The sequence below is a fragment of the Anaeromassilibacillus sp. SJQ-1 genome (assembly GCF_046693725.1).
Lineage (GTDB): Bacteria > Bacillota > Clostridia > Oscillospirales > Acutalibacteraceae > Anaeromassilibacillus.
Genome location: NZ_JBKEIV010000048.1, coordinates 59,146 through 82,584 on the forward strand (window position 1 = coordinate 59,146; position 23,439 = coordinate 82,584).

The following is a 23,439-nucleotide window of genomic DNA, read 5'->3' on the forward strand; positions in this document are numbered from 1 at the left end:
TTTATGCGGATAATCGAATTTTCTGTATCAAGATTATAGTGAACCTTATCGTTCCTCTCAAATGGAACCTTCAAACACGCGACAAATCCAGCCTTATTGAACATTTACCGTGCAATAATTGATCGGTGCCTGGCCAGGAATGGTGGCGTAAACGCCAGTGCTTCCAGTTCCGACCCCTTTCACTGTAAGCAGATAGGAGCCATTTCGCAGTTTGAGGCCGGCTGTAATCAAAACATTGCTGTTTCCAGTGGTAAATTGTGGTGTTCCGACAGTTCCTTTTGGAGTAAAGAGGAACGTATAAACATTCCCTCGCTTGATGGTGAATGGATAAGTGGTATCGCAGACCAAACTCCCGCTGGAAGGTGCGGTCCCCGACGAAGCTTTGGTGCCCGTTGCCTGGAAGCTGACAGAGGAACCGTCCGCCGTTGTTGTCGTGATAACTGCCGTACCGGTCCCCACATTGTTGATCTGGAAAATGTATCCGTCACTCACTTTTTTGCCAAAGGTTACGGAAACAGCGGACGGATTGGAGGAGGTAGCGGTCGGCTGTGTAGCACTGGTCGTAAACACCTTATAATAATAGGAGGAATTGCTTCCAAAGGTATACGGCGCAGTAGTGTCACATTTCAGAGGAGAACTCGTCGAAGTGGACTTAGTCCCCGTTGCCTGGAAACTGACGGAAGAACCATCCGCTGCCGTTGTCGTAATGACTGCCGTACCGGTACCCACGTTGTTGATCTGGAAGATGTATCCATCGGATACCTTCTTGCCAAAGGTCACAGAAACAACCGACGGATTAGAGGAAGTCGCTGTTGGCCGCGTGGCGCTATTTGTAAACACTTTGTAATAATATGTCGAATTGCTACCGAACGTATACGGAGATGTAGTGTCGCAAGCCAGGGGAGGTTTGGAAACAATGGACTTATTTCCAGTGGCTTGGAAGCTGACAGATGCACCATCCACAGTAGTAGTGGTAATGACCGCCGTACCAGTACCAACATTGTTGATCTGGAAGATATATCCATCGGATACCTTCTTGCCAAAGGTCACAGAAACGACCGACGGATTGGAAGAAGTCGCGGTCGGCTGAACAATACTGTCCGTAAATACTTTGTAATAATAAGCAGAATTATTACTAAATGTATAAGAAGAAGTGTCACAGGTCAATTTAGAACCTGTTGCTGATCGATTCCCGGTCGCTTGGAAACTGACAGATGCGCCTTCGGCTGTGGTAGTCGTAATAGTAGCCGTACCAGCACCGACATTGTTGATCTGGAAAATGTACCCGTCGCTCACTTTTTTGCCAAAGGTCACCGAGACAGCGGATGGATTGGAAGAAGTCGCGGTTGGCTGCGTGGCGCTGGATGTAAAGACCTTATAATAATATACATCGTTCGAACCAAAGGTATAGGAAGACGTGTCACAGGTTAGGGTTGGCGTAGAAGGGGTGGAAGGGTTCACCGGCGTACCCGCCTGAGAATAGTCTTTAAACGAGTAATTGAGGTCTACATTTCCGTTTACACCGGAAAGGGTACCATAGGCATACTGCCAAATGGTATATGCCTTGTTAAAGTTGGGGACATCCTTTCCCCAGCTGGCCACCCAGCGGTCGTATTTGTCCAAGCGTGGGCTGGAAAGATTGGAATTAAAGATATTGACCGAACTGTATACGCCTGTGCGATACCCGGCAGCTTCCATTTTTCCGCAGAAAGCTTCCACGATATCTGCCATCAGATCGGCGTCCATCGTGCGGTGGATCGTGTCCTCAATATCATAGAAAACCGGATAATCCAATTTTCTTCCATTCAGAATACTCAGGCAAAAATCCGCCTCCTGCAAAGCATCCTGGACGTTTTCCGCATAACTGTAATGGTATGCGCCAACTTTGATGCCATTTGCTGTCGCGCCGCTGTAGTTCTGTTCAAAATAGGCGTCCGTCTGCACTTCTGGGGCCGTCTTGCCATAACCGGTGCGGATAATAGCAAAATCAATCCCCTGATTTTTGACCGTACCCCAGTCGATGTTGCCCTGCCAGGAGGAGACATCGATACCTTTCAAAATGACATGAACATAACAAGTGACACTCTCTCCGGCACTATTGGTGGCGGTTACCGCAGTGGTACCGAGCTGATGCCCTGTAACCAGGCCATTGCTGACTGTGGCAATGCTCGGATTGCTGACGGTCCAGGTGGCGTTCATCGTTGGAGAACCGTTTTCATAGGCGGTAAGGACCGCGCTTTCTCCGATTTTTATAGCAATCGAAGTGTTATCGATCTGAAAGGTTCCGGTGGATGCAACTGCGACAGTGGATGCCACGTCTGCAAATGCAGATGTTCCCCGCAAAAGGTGAGGCAAAACGCCAAAAGTAAAGCGAGTAGTTTCTTCAATTAGGCTCCTCCTTTAAAGCGGCCGCGTCGTCGAAATACGCAGCCAGAATAACGGTTCGTATTCCTGTTCGCTTTCTTGCCATGGTTTTACAAATTTTCTTCAATCGCATATCCTCCTTTTATTCTGGTTGGCCGGGCCGCATACCGACACAAAATGGCGTACAAAATCCGACGAATTTTGCACGATTTGAATGCTTTTGATTATAGGAGAATTCCGGAATTATGTCAAGTAGAGAGCCAGTTTTCCACGGTTCAGATATCAGGAAAGAAAACCTCCAAAAATTGGTCTGGTGCGGTGTTTCTGTTCATATTTGAAAGGGAAACCATATCCTCGACTCGGCAACCAGTAAACGGAGCGGAACCCAAAGAAGGAAATAAAAAGGAGATGGCCAGCAGCCATCTCCTCTATTGAACGATTTTTCTCATAAGGAACTCTTTAGCAGACGCAGGACGTACGCCCGATACTCTAGAAATTCCCGATCGTAGGGACAGATCTGTAAGACAAACTGAATGCGTCCAAGCAAGCTTTGCAGATAGGGAGCCGGATGAAGGGCCCAGCCGGTTTGACCTTCGTGCAACAGATGGGAGGCCACGCCAAAACGCCGCAAATAGTGGACTTCTTGCCGAATACGCCTGCGATAATCCCGCCCTACCTGTGGATGGTCATTGACCAGAATGCCAGTTACCTGTTGCCGTCTGCCTTGCCGGGCGATGATGGTCTTAGCAGGATTCAACAAAAATCCGTTTTCGCGCAGAAGTTGGTACACAAAGCGGATGAGCGGTTCCGGAGAGAAATCCCCTGAAAAAGTCAGATCGTCGCTATAGCGGGTATAGTGAATGTGGCGTTGGCCGCAAAAGGCCGCAATCTGCTGATCTAACGGAAAAAAGACCAAATTAGACAGCATGGGACTGGCGGGGGAACCCTGTGGAAGTATACCGTCCAGCGTACAGAAGGTTGTAAAGAAAAAACTCAAAAGAGCGTTAAAGGAATCTGCGCGTGTACTCCCTGCATTCTTTCCGTTGGACTCTTTGGAGTAAGGAGCAATTTCCGGGTTTTGGGACAATGTACGGTCAATCGCACAAAAGACCGACGGAAAATGAATACTGCCAAAAAAATGAAGTATATCCAGTTTGACAAGTATTGGTTGTCCGACATGTGCGGCGGCATTGTCCAGTAAATTCCTGCCTGGGCGATACGCTGTAGCTGGGGGCGCGATTTCGCCATAGGCCAAGAGCGAGAGGATTCCCCTTTGAACCTGTCTCAGACCCGGGGAAGGAGAAGCTACTGGGCGGTACCCTCCCCCTCGTTTTGCCAACCAGAAAAGGCAGTATTCTTTGCGCTTCTTTTTCGCAGAGCGCAAAGAACGCAACCAGTAGACTTTTTTCTGTAAGATACGGGGAGAGACACTTGGATCGAGCCATTCGCAAAACTCCTCCAATGTTTGAATCATCCTCTGCCCCTCCTGTTTGTATGGTTGATAAAAAGGACGGAACAACACAAATCGTTCCTGAAGGGATGCGGGCATAGCCGTGTGGGAATACACCTTGTGTATCTTGACACGGCGAAGGCCGCATGCCTCTTTTTCCAAAGTCATCTTTCTGGAGGGCGACTCGCCGTCCAGCCATGTATGCATCACACGGTTAGCGCTGTTGTTCCGTCCAATGTCTACTATAGCATATCCTCTTAGAAAATCAACTTTTCTTTTGTTTTATATGATAAATACTTTCGTACCAAAGAGGAATATAAATTTTTTCACAAAAATTTTTCATAAATACTGGAAAAGATTATGTCAGAGTGCTATAATATTCCCGAATTCAATCGCTTGTTTCGATTAAGAAGCAGAGAGGAGGAAATTTGCATAGAGCGCCAAAAGGGCGAGAAATCGAAATAACCGATATTTTACATTTTGGGAAGCAGTTGTTTGAAATAAGGAGGAGACTCATGAAAAAAAAGACGTTACGATCTGCAATTGCACTGTTAATTGCTGTTCAGATGACCGTCGCAAGCGGTGTGACAGCGATGGCTCAGACAAATGCTGTCGCTTTGGAACCCAGCCGTCCTGTTTCTGTATCGCTGCAAAATGACGGCGAAGGGGATGTAGTGGTCCGTTATCTCAGCGATATGGACCCAACAAAGGCCACGGTCGGTTGGGGCAGCTTGATGCTCGACCAGGGGCTGGAAAACTTGCCGTTGAAGTTGCGCACAGAGGACGGCGGAACCCAAACTTATGAAAAGGGTATCTGTGCACATGCCGCCTCGGAATTGGTTTATGATATTGAGGGGCGCGGCGTGAAAGGCTTCCAGGCATATATAGGTGTGAACTACTCTAAGCAAGGAACTTGCGGCTTTATTGTCAAAGCGGACGATCAGGAATTGTTCCGCGTGGATAAGATGTCGGAATCCGAAGCGCAGGAATTTGTTAACGTCGAGATTCCGGAGGGGGCCAAACAGCTGACCCTAATCACAACGGACGGCGGAGACGGAAACAACTCCGACCACAGCGTTTGGGCGGATGCGAAGCTCGTTTTGGATTCTTCTGTGCAGAAGAATCTTTATAAAGTAGCTGTTTCTGCAGATCAGACTATCCTGGCAGTCGGAGAGACGGCGAACCTCACCGTGTCAGGTACGTTAGTAGACGATACCGATGCAGACCTCTCGAGCGCAACAATTACATATACCAGCAGCGATGAGCAGACTGCGACTGTGGACAACCAGGGCGTGGTGACCGCTTTAGCCAACGGCCTTGTGACAATCCAGTGCAACGTGACGTTGGGCGACATCACCAAGAGTACTTCCATTGATCTGATTGTCGGCGACGAAGTGGAAGGAAAGGTGTGGTCCATCGCCTCACCAAGCGACGCGGTTGGCGGAATTTTCATGTTGAACGACAACGGAAGTCTTTCCTATAGCGTCCAGCGCGATGAAAAGTCTGTGCTCAACTTTGGCGCAATGGGCATGAGCACGAATCTAGGGGACTTCACTGAAGGGCTGGAATTCCTGTCCGTTTCCGAGGCGACGACAGTAGATGAGACCTATACCGTCAACTCGCGCAAAAAAGACGAGTATCGCAATTATTATACAGAACGCACGATTTCATTCCAAAAGGACGGCGTGCAGTTTGATGTGGTTGTACGCGCCTATGATGATGGCCTTGCCTTCCGGTACGTCATCCATGCGGAGGATGGCACAGAGATCCAGGTACAGGACGAAGCGACATCCTTCCAGCTTCCGGCGAAGTCCAATGTTTGGGCAATGGGCTATGGCAGCGGCAGTTATTCCTATGAATCCACGTTCTATAAATATACCGCAGAGACGATTAGCGGCGATCAGTCCATCCCGCTGTTGTTCGAGACGCCGGACGGCACCTTTGGAATGATTTCCGAAGCTCAGCTCACAGGGTATATGGGATCGATGGTCAAAGCGCAGAATGGAACGTTAAAGATCTCCGCAACGCCTCTTCAAAGTGAAGATCCCGTTGTTGAGGGAACCTTTGCATTCCCGTGGCGGTTTGCCGTTGTTGGCACGTTGGGGGACATCAACGAAAATACAATGACGGAAAACCTGAGTCCTGATCCAGCAGAGGGGGATTACTCCTGGGCTGAGACGGGCGTTTGCTCCTGGACTTGGTTGGTCGGCGGTGCAAGCATGCAATCCGATCCGGAACAGATCAAAAAGTACATCGACTTTGCTTCCGAAATGGGATGGAAGTATTTCATTATGGACGAAGGCTGGCAGCCGCGTTCTCAGCAGGGCGACGGCACTCGCTACTATGGCGAATACGATTGGATTGATGACGTGGTAGAGTATGCAAATGAAAAAGGGGTCGGCCTGATTGCATGGGTACACGTCGATGATCTCAATACGCCGGAAAAACGTGCACAGCGTCTGGATCGCTGGGCAGAGCTCGGGATCAAAGGGATCAAAGTGGACTTCTTTGACCGTGAAACCGACGAGCGCGTGCAGCTGATGGAAGACGTCTATGCAGACTGTGAGAGACTGCACCTGGTGGCAAACGTCCACGGCGCCAATAAGCCGACCGGCGAGGTCCGCACACATCCTGGCATCCTGACCCGTGAGGGCATTTATGGCCAGGAAATGGGCGACCTGAGTCCGGTACAGTACACCATCCTGCCATTCACCCGCAATGCAGTTGGACCGGCAGATGTGACGGAAACCCTCTATCCCAGAGGAAGTTCTACGACCACGGGCTTCCAGGTTGCGTTGTCCGTCCTGATTACCAGCGGCATGCATTGCCTGGCCAGCAGCGTAGAGGACTATCAGGGTAGCCCGGCGCTATCCTTCTATAAGGATTTTCCATCCGTTTGGGATGATTCGCATTTTATTGACGGCTATCCAGGCGAATACACCACTTTGGCCCGCCGCAGCGGCGATAAATGGTACGGTTGCGCCATCACCACAGATGCGCGCGATGCGGAATTCCCGCTCGATTTCCTGGATGACGGACAGTACTATGCGATGATCTATGCGGACGATGGGACGGATAACCGCGGCTTGAAGCTAGAAATCCAGAAGGTCACCAAGGGCGACACCCTTAAAGTGCCGATGAAGGACGGCGGAGGCTGTGCGGTGATCTTTACAAAAGAGAAACCCTCTGCGGCTGAAACCATCGAGTTTGCACAGGACGAAATGACCTTAGAGCGCAATGCAAATACCACCATCGATGTCACGATCACACCGGAGAAGCCTTTGATTTCCAGCCTGATTTGGGAATCCAGCGATCCGACGGTCGCGACGGTGGACAGCAGCGGAAAGGTTACTGGCATCCGTCCGGGAACGGCAGTGATTACCGCGACGTCGCCGGTTGACGACTCTGTATCAGATTCCTGCACCGTCACGGTCGAGATGGAAAAATACACCTTGGATCGCGATTTTTGGACAATTGAGCGCGAGAATAGCCAGTACATCTCCTATCCGACAGCTACGTCCATCCAGCAGGTTTCACTGTCTGGCGACGTAGACGGCAACCAGGACTCCAGCAAGTGGCCGCAGAACATGGTCCTTTTCCCGCTGCAGGAAGAAAATTTTGCAGCGACTGTAAAGGTAAGTGGAGATTTGACCACAGCGTTCCAGACTGTGGCATTGACGGCGTTTGTCGACAGCAGCAAGGCCGTCTCCGTCATGAGAAGGTACCATACGAGCTTTGGCGGTAATTGCTTTGAGTTGATGCGCTTTGAAGGCGGTTACAACGAGCAGACTGCAAAGGATACACAGGCAAGCGACGACGCCTATCTGAAGTTGGAGAAGAAGGGGCAGATTTTCACCGGTTATTACAGCTATGACGGCGTAGAGTGGACCAAGATTGCAGAGCTTGAATGTCCGCAGGTATCCGGTTCGGATAATATTAGGATTGGCGTCTATACCGGCAATGGCGCTAACAATAACAATGGCGTGGACATTCGCATTGAGGACTTCACCTATTATGCAAACGCAGAAGGCGAGGGTGAAATCATACCATTTGCTGTAAGTACAGACACTTGCATCGCAGAGGTGGCTCCTGTGACCTTGCGTGCGAGCACGGGCACTGCTTTTGCAGATCTGAAGTTGCCGGATACGGTGAAGGTAACTTTGGTTGACGGTACGGAGAAGGATTTGCCGGTTACTTGGTCGGAAGGAGACTATGACGGCGATACAGCAGGAGTCTATAAACTCGAAGGCACCATTACGTTGGCTGACGGTGTAATGAACCTGATGGATCTCAAGGCATCCGCGGAAGTAACGGTTTCTGAGGAGCCGGTAGAAGCCAATACCATCTTCTTGCAGTATAACAACAAGGACGTAACGTTGAAGGTGGACGGCGAGCCGCAGAAGATCGCAGACCTGACGGGCGAGTTTACGCTGGAAGACGTGGCAGAGGGAACGAGCGTAGAGCTGACCTTTGAACCACGCGTGGCAGGCAAGAACTTCCGCTCGGTGGCGGTCAACGGCCAGGAGGAACTCATCAGCGGCGATTCGTACACCTACACAGTAGAGATGACGGGCGAAGGCGTCGACTTGGACTTCATATTCGAGGTGACGGACAAGCGGATTCTGGAGCAAACCTATCAGTATGCAAAGCCCTATGTGGATGATGGGACGGTCGATTCGTTGGTCACCGAGGCGAAAGAGGCCTTCCTGGAGGCATATGACGCAGCGGAAGCTGTGCTGAACAATACAGCGGCGACGCAGACGGAGATTGACCAGGCTTGGAGCGACCTGCTGAACGTACTGCATTATCTGAACTTCCAGCCGGGCGATAAGAGCGCCCTGGAAGAGCTGTACAATATCCTGAGCGACCTTGTGGAGGATGACTTCACAAGCAGCAGCTGGACCTTGTTTGAAAAAGCGATGGAGCAGGCAAAAGAAGTGGTCGAAGACCCAGAACCGTTGGAGGGTGACATCACAAAGGCATATGAAGACCTGACATCTGCGTCCAAGCAACTGATTCGCGCATCGGACGTCAGCAATTTGAATACCGCCATTGAAAAGGCGGAAGAAATCAAAACGGACATCGAAGCGGGCAAATACCTGCCGGACGGACAGGAAGCGTTCTTGGAGGCATTGGAAGCTGCCAAGAAGCTGGACAAGGATTCCCCACAGGCAGAAGTGGACCAGGCCGCGAAGGATCTGTTGCAGGCGATGTCGGCCCTGCGCAAGAAGGCGGACAAGACGGAACTGGAAGAGTTGCTGAAGGAAATCAATGCGCTCGATCCGTCGGAATATACAGCGGCAAGCTATGCAGCAGTAGCAGAGGTCAAAGAGGTTTTGAACGCGTTGATGGCGGATGACAGCCTGGACGCGGAGGAAGGCCAGAAGAAGATCGATGCAGCTGTGGCGCAGGCACGCGAGGCACAGAACAATCTGGTGAAGGTTGATACCAATAAGCCGTCCAAGGGCAGCAGTTCTGGCAGTTCTTCTGCAAACGCGAACAATTCCTATGGGGCCGGCGGTGTGGTATCCGCAGGTCAGAATGTAGCGGCAGTTGGCGCCTATGTCCGCAGCGATACGACGGTGAACTTTACCCTGAAACGCGGGCAGGCCTATTGCTTCAAGATGACGGTGGTAAATGGAAACAACCAGGCGCCGAGCTTTACGGTGGGCAACGGCAGCGTTCTCAAGACGCAGTTTGTAGCGAAGGTTGGAAACGATTACTACTACAGAGTCTATGCAACCGGCACACCGGGCCAGAGCACGGGCGTTTACACGACACTGCCGGGGCAGAACGCAGTGAAACACTGCACAGTGGCCATTGGTTAAATACTGGACACTTGTAAGGAACATAAGTCATCCGATCAAGTAACAGTTGATCAGAGAGCCTGCGCAGGAAACACTGTAGGTACGAAAAACGCGCTGTGCGTCCATCGGTTTGAAGCACGAGTACCGGCATAATGCCGCCGGGCAATGTTCCAGTAAAGCATTGTGCAGTGACGATTGTGTAATCATGGACTGGACATCGAAATAAGAGGGAAGGTTTCTTCCTGATAAACAAAGGACCTAATCCTGGGGATTCCCAGGATTAGGTCCTTCTATGTTTTATCCATCTATTTTTTGCATGTGGCAGGTTTGTGATGTCTGCCTGTATGAAGGTTTCTGCTTGTTCTTGTAGGGCTTCCCCTGTGGAACGGAAAGCAAACTCTTTGCAGTCTGCTTTCGTAGGGACGCGAAAGGCGCTGTGCGTCCATCGGGCCAGAGCGCAGGCAAACACTGCGCAGTTGCGGTTGGATCACCGCTGATGCATAAGTTCGCTAGAAGGAAGTACTGCCCGTTCCTTTTTATAAAACAGCAGGTCCTCTCCCTGGCTTTCTCCAGGAAGAGGACCTTTTTTATTTGCAGCCAAGATACTCTCTAAAGCCATTCCGGCCAACGGAACAGGGACGGTTCTATGGACCCTATTCTATCTGTAAATCCAGATATTTTGCAGCAACTTCTTGATACAGCTTTTGGTAGGCAGCCTCATCCGCCTCTGCCGCCTGGAAGTTTTGGGTGGATAAGCCGCTTTCTTCTGGTAAGACCGGATAACGCGAGCGGTCTAAAAATGTTAAAGAATAGCTCGGTTCTTCCGAATCGCTTCGATTGACACCATCCACTAAGAAAAAGATGTATTCCTTTCCCACTTCACAGGGCATATAATTGCCGTAATGGACGAGCACATCTTCCCCTTCGGTTTGCTTCACATAATACTTCTCACAGATAGGGACTATACTTCCTTCGGACAGACCTCCCTGATATACCTCATTGATTTGGAGCGGCGTCTCTGTATAGATGTAGGGAAAATCCTGCGGGTCCTCCTGAATGGTCTTTTGCTCCGAACCATCGAGTACCGTTCCCCGCACAATATACGTACAATGTTCTTCCAACCCTTGCAGTGTATCTGGATAATAGAGGAGCAGGCAGTCCGCCTGGTTGGTTTTCATCTGTGACAGCTGTTCCTGTTGACCGGCCTGCAAGGATGGACGGTCTGTATCAAGAGATCTGCTTAAATCCATAGGATGGTTTTGAGAAGTACCCCTACAACCTGCTAATACAAGCAGGAGTATCACTGTTAAACTTTGCACAATCTTTTTCGTACACATTTCTCCTTATCTAAGATCTCAGCCGTATTTCTCCATTACCTCTTTTAGAAGATTTTTGTATATGGTCGCATCCTCATCATCCAAATCCAATTCTTCATTGCTCATTTTATCAATGGACATGGCTCCATACGGCTGTGGAAGAACTGGATACCTTGATCTTTCAAAATAGGAAACCGAATATTTGCCTTCCCACACTGTATCCTTTGGGCAATCTCTCAAAAAGAAGATATATTCCTCTCCAACGGTTGACGGCATATAGTTTCCAAAATGTAAGATTCCCGTGTTATTACCGCTGTCTATTTTCATATATTTTTCGCATATATCGATGCATTCCCCCTCTTTAAAATCGCCCTTGTAAGTTTGCGTAATTTGTAACGGGGTTACTGTGGTAAACGACATGAGGAGGTCGTCCGATCCCTCTGCATAAATAGGCATGGATTCAGATCCGTCTAAAACGATGCCCTTGACAACATAATCGGAATATGTTTCTAAATCTTCTAAATTGTCCGGATTGACCGACAATAAAGATTCTACTTTCATTGTTTTTACAGGGTACTCCTCTGTCTCCATGCCCTGTTTATTGTCAAACTCGTTTTCAGTCCCACGGAAGCATGTCATTCCTGACCCTATTAAGAAACTACATAGAAGAAGTACACAGCATAAGATTTTGATCCCTTTTTTCATTTCTATGACCATTCCTTTCCGCTGCGCTACAAGGCACCAAAGGGATATGAAACCCACTTGACCTATGTGACACAGCACGATATAATTTATTTTAAAATAGTGACCTCCCGGTGTTTGGCGTAGGATTTACCGTCAATTTTGCGCCTGACATGCAGGTGTTGTGGCAAATGCCTTGGCCTATTCTTCAACCGAGACGGAATAGCGTGCAAAAGCGGTCCAGATACTGGGCTTGTTTTTTGTACGCTTTTTTCGTTTTTGCCTTATTTCCGGTTTATTCCTGATGCTTCAACCTTATCATCTCAATATTTCATCTTCAGGTTATAGCGATCATGCTCTTGTATTGTAGTAGCAAAGAGTGGAGAATGAATACCATCAACCATAATTGCCATATCATTACATGATGTATGTTTTAAACCTAATAAATGCCCACACTCATGTGTGGCTGTAGCCTTCTTAAATCCTGTGTTTAGATTGGGAAAGTCACCATTTAAATTAAAACCAATATTTGCCTTTTTATAAACACATACTTCATCTTCAGGAGAATCAACCCATTGATCCCATGTTTTTTCATCATTTTTAAAAACGTTCGTAACTCCTAATACAGATGTATTTTCATCGATATAGGTTGCAAAGGTGACCTTCTTTCCCTTGTCTTCATCTACCGAAAGCATTTGACTCGTATTAAAGGATACTTTTGAGTCAATTCCATTCCATTGATTAATAGCATTCTTCAAATCTTTTTGTGAGATATAGTCGAATACACCACTATATACCTGAATATCAAGGTTTTGCGGATTCGACCAACGCCCCGCCCATAATTCAATATCATAAGTAACATTGCAAGAGCGTGTCTTTACATTGTCATCTGGCGTTATGTCCGTCTGAGAAGTTCCAGGTCCCACGCTAACTTCCAGTTTATAAGTTCCTGCCTTCTTAAAAGTAAACGGTATCGTTCCAATCAATTGCCTTCGCGCCCCTAAATTGAATGTAGTCAAATTGACGGGGGAGCCATCTACTTTGCACATGATGTATCCTTCCTCAACAGCGACATTTCCCCTATTGGTCACTTTAAATTCAAATTTTTTTGGAGTCATCGAGTGTACCTCATAGGTTCCATTTTCTGCGTCAAATGTGTCGATCAATCATGCAATGCAGCTCTGCCAGGTGCCAACGGATAAGATAACATTATTATCATAATTGGACTCTGTAATGGCATGGTTCTCATTCAGGACTAGTTTTATCGTATGCATACCGCCGAACATATTTACATTGAAATAAAAGATACCGCTTTGTCCTGCTCCAAGCGTCCCTTCAATCATATACATTCCTTGAAAGGTATCTTCAAGATACATTGAAACAGTCATATTTGTTGCTGAAGCTGAGCCAGTATTTTTAATTTGGACATTATATTTAATATTGGTATTACTGGGGAATGGTTGGCTATGATCCATAGTAACAGTTCCAAATGTTAAATCAGGCATTGTCGCACGAGCTGTATTTATAGCTATATCATCTTTCAACGGTTGAATATGAAACAGAGCAGACGGTTGATCCATAATTCCTTCTGTTGGGAGGGTATCATCCTGTATATCCAATAAAGATACCTCATCAACAGGGCCTTCTTCCCATTGAATGTCCTCTACCGTACATCCCTCAATACCTTTAGTCGAATCTTGGGTAGTATCTGAGATCGGTTCTGCAACCGCCGTGCCAGTCATACCTGCAATGCATAAGAGGCATAATACAAATGACAAAAATTTTTCAAAGGCTCCCTTTTTCATAAATTTCACTCCTTATTATCTTCTCATATGGCGACTATCATCTATTCCTGCATCGGAATCACTCCTTTATCATTTCTTATTTATTAACAACGCATAAATATTTGAAAAATAGACATATAATAATTTTATTTTCTTATAAAATTTAACAAAAACATTCGTAAAAATTTGCAATTATAAAAATATGTATAAAAATCCCATCTTTTAGAAAGATGGGATTTTTGTTCTATTCGTATTTTTACTACCTGCAATGGAACGCGTCCTTGAGGAACGCTGCGCCAATCACACCCGCATCGTTGCCAAGCTCTGCAATGCGGACGACGGTGTTTTTGTCTGCAAAACGGGAAAATGCATATTGCCCGATATACCGGTTAATAGGCTTTAGCAACGTCTCCCCCTCTTTGGAGATTCCACCGCCAATACAGATGATTTCTGGTTGGAAAATGTTCACGATGTTGACAATCCCCTCCGCCAGATACTCCGTATATTTTTCAACCACACGAGTTCCCTCTGCGTCGCCCTGACGCATGGCATCAAAGGCGGTCCGCCCGTTTACTCGACTGAGGTCTCCGTCGACAAATGTCCACATCAGGCTCTCTCGATGCTCTTCCATGTGCTTTTTGGTCATACGGATTAGACCGGTTGCAGAGGCATACGCCTCCAAGCATCCATGGCGCCCACAGGTACAGAGTTCCCCGTCCTTTACCAAGAGGCTGTGGCCGACTTCCGCCCCTCCATAAGCAAACCCTGTATACAACTTGGAACGGATGATGATTCCAGAACCAACACCTGTTCCCAGCGTGATGGCAATCATGTTTTCACTTCCACGGCCCGCGCCTGCCTTAAATTCTCCAAATGCTGCAGCGTCTGCGTCATTTGCCATCAGAATGGGAAGGCCCAGATGTTTTGAGAGTTTTTCTCCCAACGGTTCATGGTAGAACTCCAAATTGTTGGAATAAACCACCACGCCATTTTGATAATCGATCATCCCCGGACATCCCAAGCCGACATACTCGAGATCGTGCAAGGAAATACCTGCCTGCGCAACCGCCTCTTTTACAGTAGTTGCCATATCCTCCACAATGGCGTCGCAAGGGCGTGGCAAAGCAGTCTTGCGTTTTGCGGAAGCGACGATCACAAAGTTTTCATCTACAATGCCTGCTACAATGTTGGTTCCTCCAAGATCAATTCCTGCATAATACTTCATACGCTCGCCTCTTTTCTAATCGTACTTCTGTCCTATACGTGCATTGAAAGGCACATGGCCTCTCCACGGAGCGTATAGGTTCCCATTCCGGCCGGAAGGAAAACGGTGTCTCCCTTTTGCAAGGTCAACGCCGTTTCATCTGCACACAGTACGGCCGTTCCCTCTGCACACAGTACGGCCGTTCCCTCTGCACACAGTACGGCCGTTCCCTCTGCACAGAAAATCCCTTCAAAGGACTCTTCATCCACTGTACGCCGCGTTTCCCCAGAAAGGTGAATCCGGTCCGTGTGAAAATAACGGCAATCTGCCAGTGTTTCGACCTTTGCGCCACCTTCCTGGCGCACAGGATCATGATTTTTTTGGGGGTGATATGGTTCCAGATTGGTCACATCGAGCGCTTTCTCAATATGTAAGGCGCGTGGGTTCCCATTGGCATCCTTTCTTCCATAATCATAAACACGATAGGTAGTGTTGGAACTCTGTTGGATTTCTGCAATGACAATCCCTTTTCCGATCGCGTGAAGCGTTCCGGACGCGATAAAGAACACGTCCCCCTTATGAACTTCCACCTCATTCACAAGGTCCATCAGAGTATTTTGTTCAATGTGGGCCTGGAAGATCTCCTTTGTGACCGGTTCTTTAAAGCCATATACCAACTTGGACCCGGGTTGGCAATCCAATACCACCCACATCTCTGTCTTTCCATATTCCCCTTCAACGCGCATGGCATACGCATCATCCGGATGAACTTGAATGGACAAATTGTCCTTAGCATCGATCAACTTAAACAGAATGGGAAACGCGGGGAATTCCTGGCCGCGGATTCCGGCCGCATCTGGAAATTCGCGGAGATAATCTGCCAGGGACTTTCCCGCATACGGGCCGTTTTCAATGGTAGAACAGCCGTCCTTATGGCAACTCAACTCCCAGCTTTCTGCCAACGGGGTTAATTCCGTCTGTTTATGATAGTCTTTTTTAAGCGGTCTCCACCCCAGAGATTATCCTTGAACGCTGGATGGAGCCGCATTGGATATTGTTTCATATACATTCTCCTCAGTCCAATTGGATACTTCTATAAAATTTTTCCAGAACCAGCGCAACGGCGCCAAGCGCACATTGGTTTTCACGGAAACTGCACTCCACAACGTTCATGCATTTGACAAATTTTTCGCGCTGTCTCTGCTTGGCCTTTTTCAAGACCGTCTGGGTAAAATAAGCATATCGGGAGATCATCCCGCCCGAAAGCACAATCATCTCCGGTGAAAAGAGCGTCGCAATATTGCGAATCCCAATGGCAAGATAATCCGCCATGCGATCCAAAGCGTTCCGGCAGAGGATGTCCCCGTCTTCTGCCGCCTGCATAATTTGCTTCAGAGTAATGGAGTCATAGTCCTCGATACCGTCCAGTACCGACTCCCGTCCCATTTTTAACCCTGTGGCTACCTCTCGAACCAATCGCTGTTCATTCACCAACGTTTCCAGGCACCCATAATTTCCGCAGGAGCATTTCGCGCCATGTACATCCACAATTGTATGACCGACTTCGCCGGCTCCTCCATTAAACCCACGGAATACTTCTCCGTCTACCAGAAGGGCGCCGCCTACACCCGCCCGATTAATCAGGAATCCAAAGGCGCTTCCACATCCTCCCACCTTACCAAACCAATACTCCGCCATCGCGGCCCCCACGGAGTCCTTATCGAAAATCGCAGGGTACCCCGTATGCTCCTGTATATAATCGCGAATGGGAACATTTCCCCAATCCGGGAAATTTGGCGGGCTTTGCATGATTCCCCGCTCTGGGTCGCAAGGGCCTGCGGATACGATTCCTATCCCGATCACCTTCTGGGGATCAATCCCGGCGCTCTTTACGGATTCTTTGACCATCCGAGCCATGCTGTCCAGAACATGCTCTGGACCACAGTCGAGTGGGGTCTCACAGGCGCATTCCTGAATGATCTGTGCTTTAAAATTGGTGATGACCAGTTTGATCTGTTTGGTGGTCAAATCGATCCCCACTGCATAGCGACAGTCCGCATTGATCCCCAATAGCGTTGGACGCCGGCCACCTACAGACTCTCCGGCACCTACTTCCACAACCAATCCATTCGCCAAAAGTTTGGAAGTGATATTGGAAACTGCCGCCACTGTTAAACCACCGAACTCTGCGATGTCACGCCGGGAGGCCGGTTCATTGCGCCGAATATAGTCGAAGATCACCTGCAAATTGGTCGCTCGCATCGTTTCGCTATTTATATTGCCGAGCATCTTGGATTCCCCCTGTTGGATTGATCTTTTGTCCTGAACGCATCGTCGCGGCGGACTGTTTCCAGTACGCCGCGAACATAGGATGCTTTTCCGCGGCTATGCCGGGAGCGAATCATCGTATTGAAAGAAGCAAGGCTTTTTCTGGCTGGAAAGCCAGCCGGCCACACGCACTTCCATGTCATGCGACCGGCTGGCTTCTTTCTTTTTTACGGTTGATGAGAAAGCGTTCTCTCCTTAAAAAGAGGCGTCGCAATCAAAATGAACGATGTTTGCCCCTATGAAAGAGACGTTTATGCAATAGTGACCGTGCAATGCTTTACAACATTCTGGCCCGGCAGGGAGGTATAAACACCTGTGCTCTGTCCGGATGCGCCGATTGCATAGACTCTGTAGTAGTAATCATTGCCAACCTGTGCCACAAACTGCGTTTTGAGGACCTCACCATTGCCGACTGTGAAGTTCGGCGCCAGATTGTTCCCATTGACCACAGACATCTTGAAACAATAGGCCTGGCCATGCTTCAATATGAAGTTGACCGTTGTATCACTGCGCACATACGCGCTTGCCGTGGCAACCTTTTGGCCTGCGACAACAATACCATTGTTTCCATAAGAATGATTCGGAACGGCTGTTTTGTTGCTGGAATTATTCTTGGATGGACGATCCGGTTTTGGATCATTTACTTTAACCAGCTTTGCCTTTGCAACACGGGCATTATTGACTGCATTATCTACAACCGCCTGCTGGCTTTCGTCCAAGGTTTCGTCCGCCAAAATCACTTCCATGTTCTTGATCGCTGTCGCAACCAACGCATAGCTCTGCGCTGTGTAGTCCGCGGGATCAAGCTCTTTGAGCTCCTCCAGAAGTTCTTCCAGTTCGCTCTTATCTGCCTTCTTGCGAAGATCGGCCATTGCTTTGGTCAGCGCTTTTGCCGCTTCATCGACGTCTTCCTGTGCGGAATCCTTTGTCAATGTCTTTGCATATTCAAGCGCCTTATGGAATGCGGAGATCGCCTCTTCGTCCTGCACATAGTCTTCTTCTAATACAAGGTCGATTTCCTCTGCTTTTTCAATCAAGAGCTGTAACTGGCTAAAGTCCGCAACTTCTTCCAAACCATAAAGTGCATTGATCAAATCTTCTGTAACTTTTTCCACGTCCGCTTTCAGCGGTTCCTCTTGATCGGCAACGACTTTTGCTGCTTCCACTGCTTCTACAAGCGCCGCCCATGTGCTGGTTGTGAAGCCTTCTTCAGAAAGCTCATCTGCGACTGCCAACAATGCTTCCAAAGTCGTTGTATCGCCTAACTCAAAGCTCAGCAGATGCATGACATCCAACAGTTCGCTCCAAGCTGCATCAATTTCTTTTTGGGTTGCTTCCAAACGACCATTGACTTCGTTGGCTGTTTCAAGGGCCTTGTCAAAGCGCTCTTTGATGGATGGCAACACAGTTTCGAGTTCTTCGCTGCCCAGAAGCGCTTCAGCAGCCTTAATAATCGACTGCAATACCGACTTGTTGACCACTGTGAATTCGAATTTCAGCGTTTCATCCGCTGTACCCATGGTATAACGGTATGTAAAGGAATCCGGAACGGTCAGTTCAAGTGCTTCTCCGTTCAGGGTGACACCTGCAAAGCTTCTGCCTTCCACCTGGGGAACAAAGGTCAACTCTACTTCTGTACCTGTTTCCAATTCTTTGCTGTACTGGTTGATAAGGTCTGCAATGCTCTGCTCTTCACCATTTACACTCAGGCTGGCATCGCGCCCGCTGTACGCAACGGTAAGGTCATAGGTGCCGCTGACGCCGCCCTGGCCCTCTGTAAAGTCGAAGTAGTCGATGTTTGCAACATACGCCTTGTCTTCGGTGCCGACCAACTTGATATACAAGTCATGTGAGCCTGTGATCGGCGGCTCAATGTCGGTTTCCGTGAGCACATAGGTGCTCCAGTTATCTTCTGCGGTGTTATGCGTTTTCAACTCGGCCACCGGCTCGCCTTCCATAGAATCCAGGAAGAACTGGATACGGCCGTCATTGGTCGCGTCGCGGCCTTGGCTAGAATAGCTCATAACCACATGTACAGCGCCGTTGTCGCCGAAGTTTACGTTGTTGTACATGGCATAGCAGCCATTCTTGCCACCGCCGATGTTACCGCCGCCGCTGCGATTACTGTCGACATCCTTCACAACGTCGCCAGCGTCATAATCCTCTGCCTCCAGACGCACATACGGATTGCGGATCGCGCCCAATTTACTGGACGCCTTTTGCAGGTTTTCGACCGCTTCACGGATCTCGTCCTGGGTAGCCTCTTCATTATCCAATACAGCCTTGGCCTCCTCCAGAACCTTCTGGAATTCTTCCACCTTTGCCGTCGGATAGCCTGTTAGATCTTTCGCCTCAGCTGCCTCGACAAGTTTTTCCAGCGTGCTACGGTCAATGGAGTTTTTGATGTTGCCCATCAATTCAACCTCTGCCAATTCGATGGAATCCGCAGAACCTGTGAAATCGATGCGATAGTTCGCGTATTTTTCTTCCGCATTGACTGCAAATGGACGGGTATACTTTGCCCATTCAAAGGACAGTTCATCACGCTTCTCCAAAGAGGTCCAGGTCTTCCCATCGTTTGAACCAAACAGTTCAAAGCTGACCGGCGCCTTTTCCGGATCGGAAGTGGAAGTCAATGTGACCATATCCACATAGGCTGGAGTCGCAAATCCATAGTAAACCGATGCGGTGTTCCCATTCAAGCTGGCTGTCGTGTCCGAGGTATTGTCAAACAAATTCTCTACACGGTCCGTCGCCGCACTGTAGACCGTATCTTGTATCACATCGCCGGAGGGGATCTCCTCTCCAACAACCGGAGAAGTGACGGTCATATCCTGGCTCGGCTCTGCCACCTGGTCACCCTCTGTGATGGAGGTCGGCAGGGCATCCTCAGAAGTTCCCCAATCGGACGGCGTGTCACCCATATCAAAATCGATGACTGCGCCATGAATCAGGTCGCTGTAGTTGAAATAAGTCTTATTGTATTCTTCCCCGTTGAGCTTAACACCCTGTACATAGATGTTCTCTCTGCTGTTGTTCGGCGCATTGATGACAAGGTCTTCGCCGCACTCCAGATGTATGGTGGCCTTGGTGAAGAGCGGAGAACCGATGGCGTATTCGCCGCTGCCCATGTTCACCGGATAAATACCCAGGGCGCTCAGAATGTACCATGCGGACATCTCGCCGTTGTCCTCGTCGCCGATATAGCCCTGGCCAAAATCGCTGCCCACATAGGCGCGCGCCAGCACTTCACGGACAACTTCCTGTGTGCGGTCCGGACGGCCCGCATAGTTGTACATATACGGAATATGGTGCGACGGCTGGTTGCTATGTCCATACAGGCCCATCTTCAGGTCGCGGGCCTCCACCATCTCATGGATGGTGCCGTCCTGAACCAAATCCGGGAGGCATTGAACAATCCGTCCAAACGCTCTGCCAATTTTTCACGGCCGCCGTAGAGGTTTGCCAAACCCTGGCCATCCTGCGGCACCGTGAACGCCATGTTGAAGGCATTCGTTTCTGTGTAATCGCCCCACCAGATACCGGGGTTGAAGTCATCGCTGCTGGTACGGAAAGCGCCGTTGACATCGCGGCCCATGAACCAGCCGATCTCGTCGTTAAACAGATTGACATAATTCTGTGCGCGGTTGAGATAATACTGTTCCTCATCGGCATATCCCAGCGCCTTAGCCATCTGGTAGATGCCAAAGTCATTGATATAGCCTTCCATCGACCAAGAGAATCCTTCACCGATGTCCAGGCTGGTATAGCCATTGAAAATAGAGCGGGTCAGATCATTGCGTCCGCCGTTGGTCAGGTTGTTGGAGACCACAGAGGCGTTCTTAATGGAGGACCAGAAGGCATTCTCCACCTCAAAGTCCAGACCCTTCTTTGCTGCATCTCCGAAGATTACGTCGGAACTTGTGCCGACCATGCTGTTGGTGCCGCCCGGAGCGATCCAACGCGGTACCCAACCCTGGTCATTATAGTGCTCGACAAGCCCGTTGAGCATCTCAATGTCCTTCGACGGAGTAAACAGCGAATAGGCCGCCCAAGTGGTACGATAGGTATCCCAGAAGCCGTTGTTGTAGTACATCACGCCGTCCTTGACCTCATGCGAGCCATACGGGCTGCGGTACTGCCAACCATCTTCAGAGCCTTCGCCGGTCTGTTCGGAGAGCATGTTCGGATACATGAACAGGCGGTACATACCGGAATAGAAGCTGGTCATCTGATCCGGGGTCGCGCCTTCAATTTCGATGATCCCGAGCTGGTCGTCCCAAGTCTTTTGAGCCTTGGCAAAGATCTCATCGAAGCCTTCATCCTCTGCAATCTCTTGCTGGAGGTTCTTTTTGGCCTGTTCGATGCTAATAAAGGAAGTGGCGACCTTCATCTCGATCACTGTTTCGCCGGAAGAGGCCTTCTCAAAGCTGGCAATGCCGCCCTTTCCGATGGAACGTCCCGTCGTAAACGGCTGGCTGAACTCGCCATAAACATACATACGCTGCATACCATTGCTGTTGTGGTCAGAATATGCAGTAAAGCTCTTTCCATCCTCGCCAAAGGTGGTCGATCCACTGGCGCGGTCGCTATCGAGCAGAATGTTGCAGTACGGAGCGTTCTCCGGGAAGGTGAAGCGAAGAACCGCCGCATGTTCGGTTGGGGTGACTTCCATGGTCACGCCGCCCGCCTTCTCGTCGTCTTCATTGAAGGTCACGCTGTAGTGATGCGCCTTTGCGATTTCATTTTCATGGGTAAATGCAGCGCCACGCACGCCGGTTCCAATACTGGTAACCGTAGCCGGGTCAAAGCTGCTGTTTGCCATGAACTCATAGGTGCCGCGCTCGCCGGTCCAATAGGAAGCCTGGTGGCTGATTGTCAGATGTTTCAGCGTGTTACCATCGCGGCTCAGCTGATAGTTGTACATCTTATTGTCGCCGGCGCGAGTCACAGGCGCCCAGAAATTAAAGCCGTGCGGCATCGTGGTGCCGGGGCAGACCAAGCCGCGGGAATAGCTCGTGCCATCGTTGGTGCCGCGCAGGGTATACACATAGTCGGAAAGATGTTCATGTTCGACCTGCGGGACTTCTTCAATACGGATGTCGTCGATGTCCGCGGTAAAGGCATCATCCGCACCGGTGGGATTAGAAGGCTTGTGGTAACCGACCAACACCTTCGTAATAGTCTTACCGATCGTGTCCTCACCTGAAGCAATGTAGGTGGAGATCTTATTCCACTGCTTGGTCGTCAGGGTCTTGGAGAGTCCCTGCTCCATTGGCGAGACGACATTTCCATTTTGATCCACGGCATTCAAGTCGCTCAGATAGGTACCATCACTGAATCCGAGATCCACTGCGATATAAGTAGAGGTGTACTCAAAGTCATACGAGCCGGTCGTCCACTCCGGGAAGATCGTATAGCTCAACTGCGTATTTTCCGTTACCGGGATATTCAGGCCGTCGTAAATGACGTTATACGCATACGCTTCGCCTTCTCCCTTGTGATAACCAGTGACCTTCAGTGCCTTATCTCCTGTCCAGCCCTTATTGGAAGCTGCATCGTGCACAGAAGCCGGTCCGCTCTCAATGGTGGTCCCCATGACCGTTAAATTGATATCGTCGTCCGTCTCATCAAGCGTCGCAATATTCAGGTCGGCAAACTGGACCATCCCACTGTCGCCGTTGTTCTTGGTGATGTTGATCTTATAGTAGGCATAGGCGGTATCGTTTTCAAAGGTGAATGTCTTGCTTTCATAGCGGCTGTTGAACCGGACGCCGGTTTGGCTGTCGAGTTCTGTCCAGGTTGTTCCATCATTGGAGCCAGAGAAGGTCCAATCCACCGGGTCACGCGCTTCCGCATCGTTTGCTGAAACAATCGAATATGCCTTGACCGCTTTGGGCTCCTGGATCTGGAACGATACCCACACCGGGTTCTCTACCGAAGCACTTTGCTTTGCAAGGAATTTCGTCCCGGAATTGTTGTCGAAGAGTTTCTCTTTTGTTTCATTATTGTTATGGTTTTCCGAACCTTGAATGCTACTCAGCTCCACCAAGCTGGTAATGTCGCCTACCAAGCGATCCGCTGTAGTGGAGGACACGTTTTGAGCCTTTCCCTTGCCATCCACGACTTCCAATGTGTTGGCCTTGAAATTATCCGACCATTCCTCGTCATTTTCAAACGACGTAAAGAAGCTTTTTCCCTCCTCAACGCGCGCCGAGGCAAAGGTCGAGAGCACCGACCCTGGAACCGCTAAGGTGGCTGCCAGAGCCATCGCTATGATTTTCTGGAACCTTTTCATTGTTTTCCTCCTTTTCTCGTGTCTATACGACCAGATTGCCAAATGAGCTTCCTTCCCCTCCTTTTTCATGTTCCTGCCTGCCAGTTTATCAAACAAATTAAACAATAAAAATAAACTCACAGCGCAAATATAAGTAATTCAGCTACATTCTAGCAACCTTTCTTGTAAAGGTCAAAGGGGGATTCTTTAGAAAAAGGCGGCGCTTTT

General features: G+C 49.2%; 13 protein-coding genes. 1 reads left to right on the forward strand and 12 read right to left on the reverse strand.

Translation table 11 applies throughout. The features are described 5' to 3' along the window. Window positions 1–93: 93 nt before the first annotated feature. Both ACGCCZ_RS13910 and ACGCCZ_RS13915 read right to left on the reverse strand, forming a co-directional pair. The gene (locus tag ACGCCZ_RS13910) at window positions 94–2,316 is read right to left on the reverse strand and encodes a GH25 family lysozyme (RefSeq protein ID WP_161803712.1); all 2,223 of its coding nucleotides are present in this window, start codon (window positions 2,314–2,316) and stop codon (window positions 94–96) included. Window positions 2,317–2,809: 493 nt separating this feature from the next. Next, a complete protein-coding gene (locus tag ACGCCZ_RS13915) occupies window positions 2,810–4,021 on the reverse strand; it encodes a reverse transcriptase family protein (protein WP_411656344.1) in 1,212 nt (403 codons plus the stop codon). Window positions 4,022–4,329: 308 nt separating this feature from the next. On the opposite strand from ACGCCZ_RS13915, the gene ACGCCZ_RS13920 reads away from it, so the two are divergent. Beyond that, window positions 4,330–9,642, forward strand: coding sequence for a glycoside hydrolase family 97 catalytic domain-containing protein (locus ACGCCZ_RS13920; protein WP_411656345.1), 5,313 nt, complete (start codon window positions 4,330–4,332; stop codon window positions 9,640–9,642). A gap of 27 nt (window positions 9,643–9,669) precedes the next feature. Here ACGCCZ_RS13920 and ACGCCZ_RS13925 read toward each other — a convergent pair whose 3' ends face one another. The 10 genes from ACGCCZ_RS13925 to ACGCCZ_RS13970 form a co-directional block, all read right to left on the reverse strand. Further along, the gene (locus tag ACGCCZ_RS13925) at window positions 9,670–9,828 is read right to left on the reverse strand and encodes a hypothetical protein (RefSeq protein WP_411655044.1); all 159 of its coding nucleotides are present in this window, start codon (window positions 9,826–9,828) and stop codon (window positions 9,670–9,672) included. Between the two features lie 446 nt (window positions 9,829–10,274). Beyond that, entirely contained in the window at window positions 10,275–10,871 is a 597-nt protein-coding gene (locus ACGCCZ_RS13930; protein ID WP_054323725.1) for a hypothetical protein, read from the reverse strand. Between the two features lie 105 nt (window positions 10,872–10,976). Then, the gene (locus ACGCCZ_RS13935; RefSeq protein ID WP_152918329.1) at window positions 10,977–11,498 is read right to left on the reverse strand and encodes a hypothetical protein; all 522 of its coding nucleotides are present in this window, start codon (window positions 11,496–11,498) and stop codon (window positions 10,977–10,979) included. A 443-nt stretch (window positions 11,499–11,941) separates the two neighbouring features. Further along, entirely contained in the window at window positions 11,942–12,736 is a 795-nt protein-coding gene (locus ACGCCZ_RS13940; RefSeq protein ID WP_054323727.1) for a matrixin family metalloprotease, read from the reverse strand. Between the two features lie 48 nt (window positions 12,737–12,784). Next, complete coding sequence (locus ACGCCZ_RS13945; RefSeq protein WP_054323728.1) at window positions 12,785–13,423, reverse strand: CARDB domain-containing protein; 639 nt, start codon at window positions 13,421–13,423, stop codon at window positions 12,785–12,787. Between the two features lie 238 nt (window positions 13,424–13,661). Further along, entirely contained in the window at window positions 13,662–14,627 is a 966-nt protein-coding gene (locus ACGCCZ_RS13950; RefSeq protein ID WP_054323729.1) for an ROK family protein, read from the reverse strand. Window positions 14,628–14,659: 32 nt separating this feature from the next. Beyond that, window positions 14,660–15,568 (reverse strand): type I phosphomannose isomerase catalytic subunit, encoded by a 909-nt coding sequence (locus ACGCCZ_RS13955; protein WP_411656346.1) that lies wholly within the window; start codon window positions 15,566–15,568, stop codon window positions 14,660–14,662. 112 nt (window positions 15,569–15,680) lie between these two features. Next, a complete protein-coding gene (locus ACGCCZ_RS13960) occupies window positions 15,681–16,895 on the reverse strand; it encodes an ROK family transcriptional regulator (protein WP_054323730.1) in 1,215 nt (404 codons plus the stop codon). Window positions 16,896–17,185: 290 nt separating this feature from the next. After that, complete coding sequence (locus ACGCCZ_RS13965) at window positions 17,186–20,332, reverse strand: glycoside hydrolase domain-containing protein (protein WP_411656347.1); 3,147 nt, start codon at window positions 20,330–20,332, stop codon at window positions 17,186–17,188. Next, the gene (locus ACGCCZ_RS13970; protein ID WP_411656348.1) at window positions 20,284–23,232 is read right to left on the reverse strand and encodes a GH92 family glycosyl hydrolase; all 2,949 of its coding nucleotides are present in this window, start codon (window positions 23,230–23,232) and stop codon (window positions 20,284–20,286) included. The genes ACGCCZ_RS13965 and ACGCCZ_RS13970 overlap by 49 nt, the downstream gene beginning before the upstream one ends. Window positions 23,233–23,439: the final 207 nt, after the last annotated feature.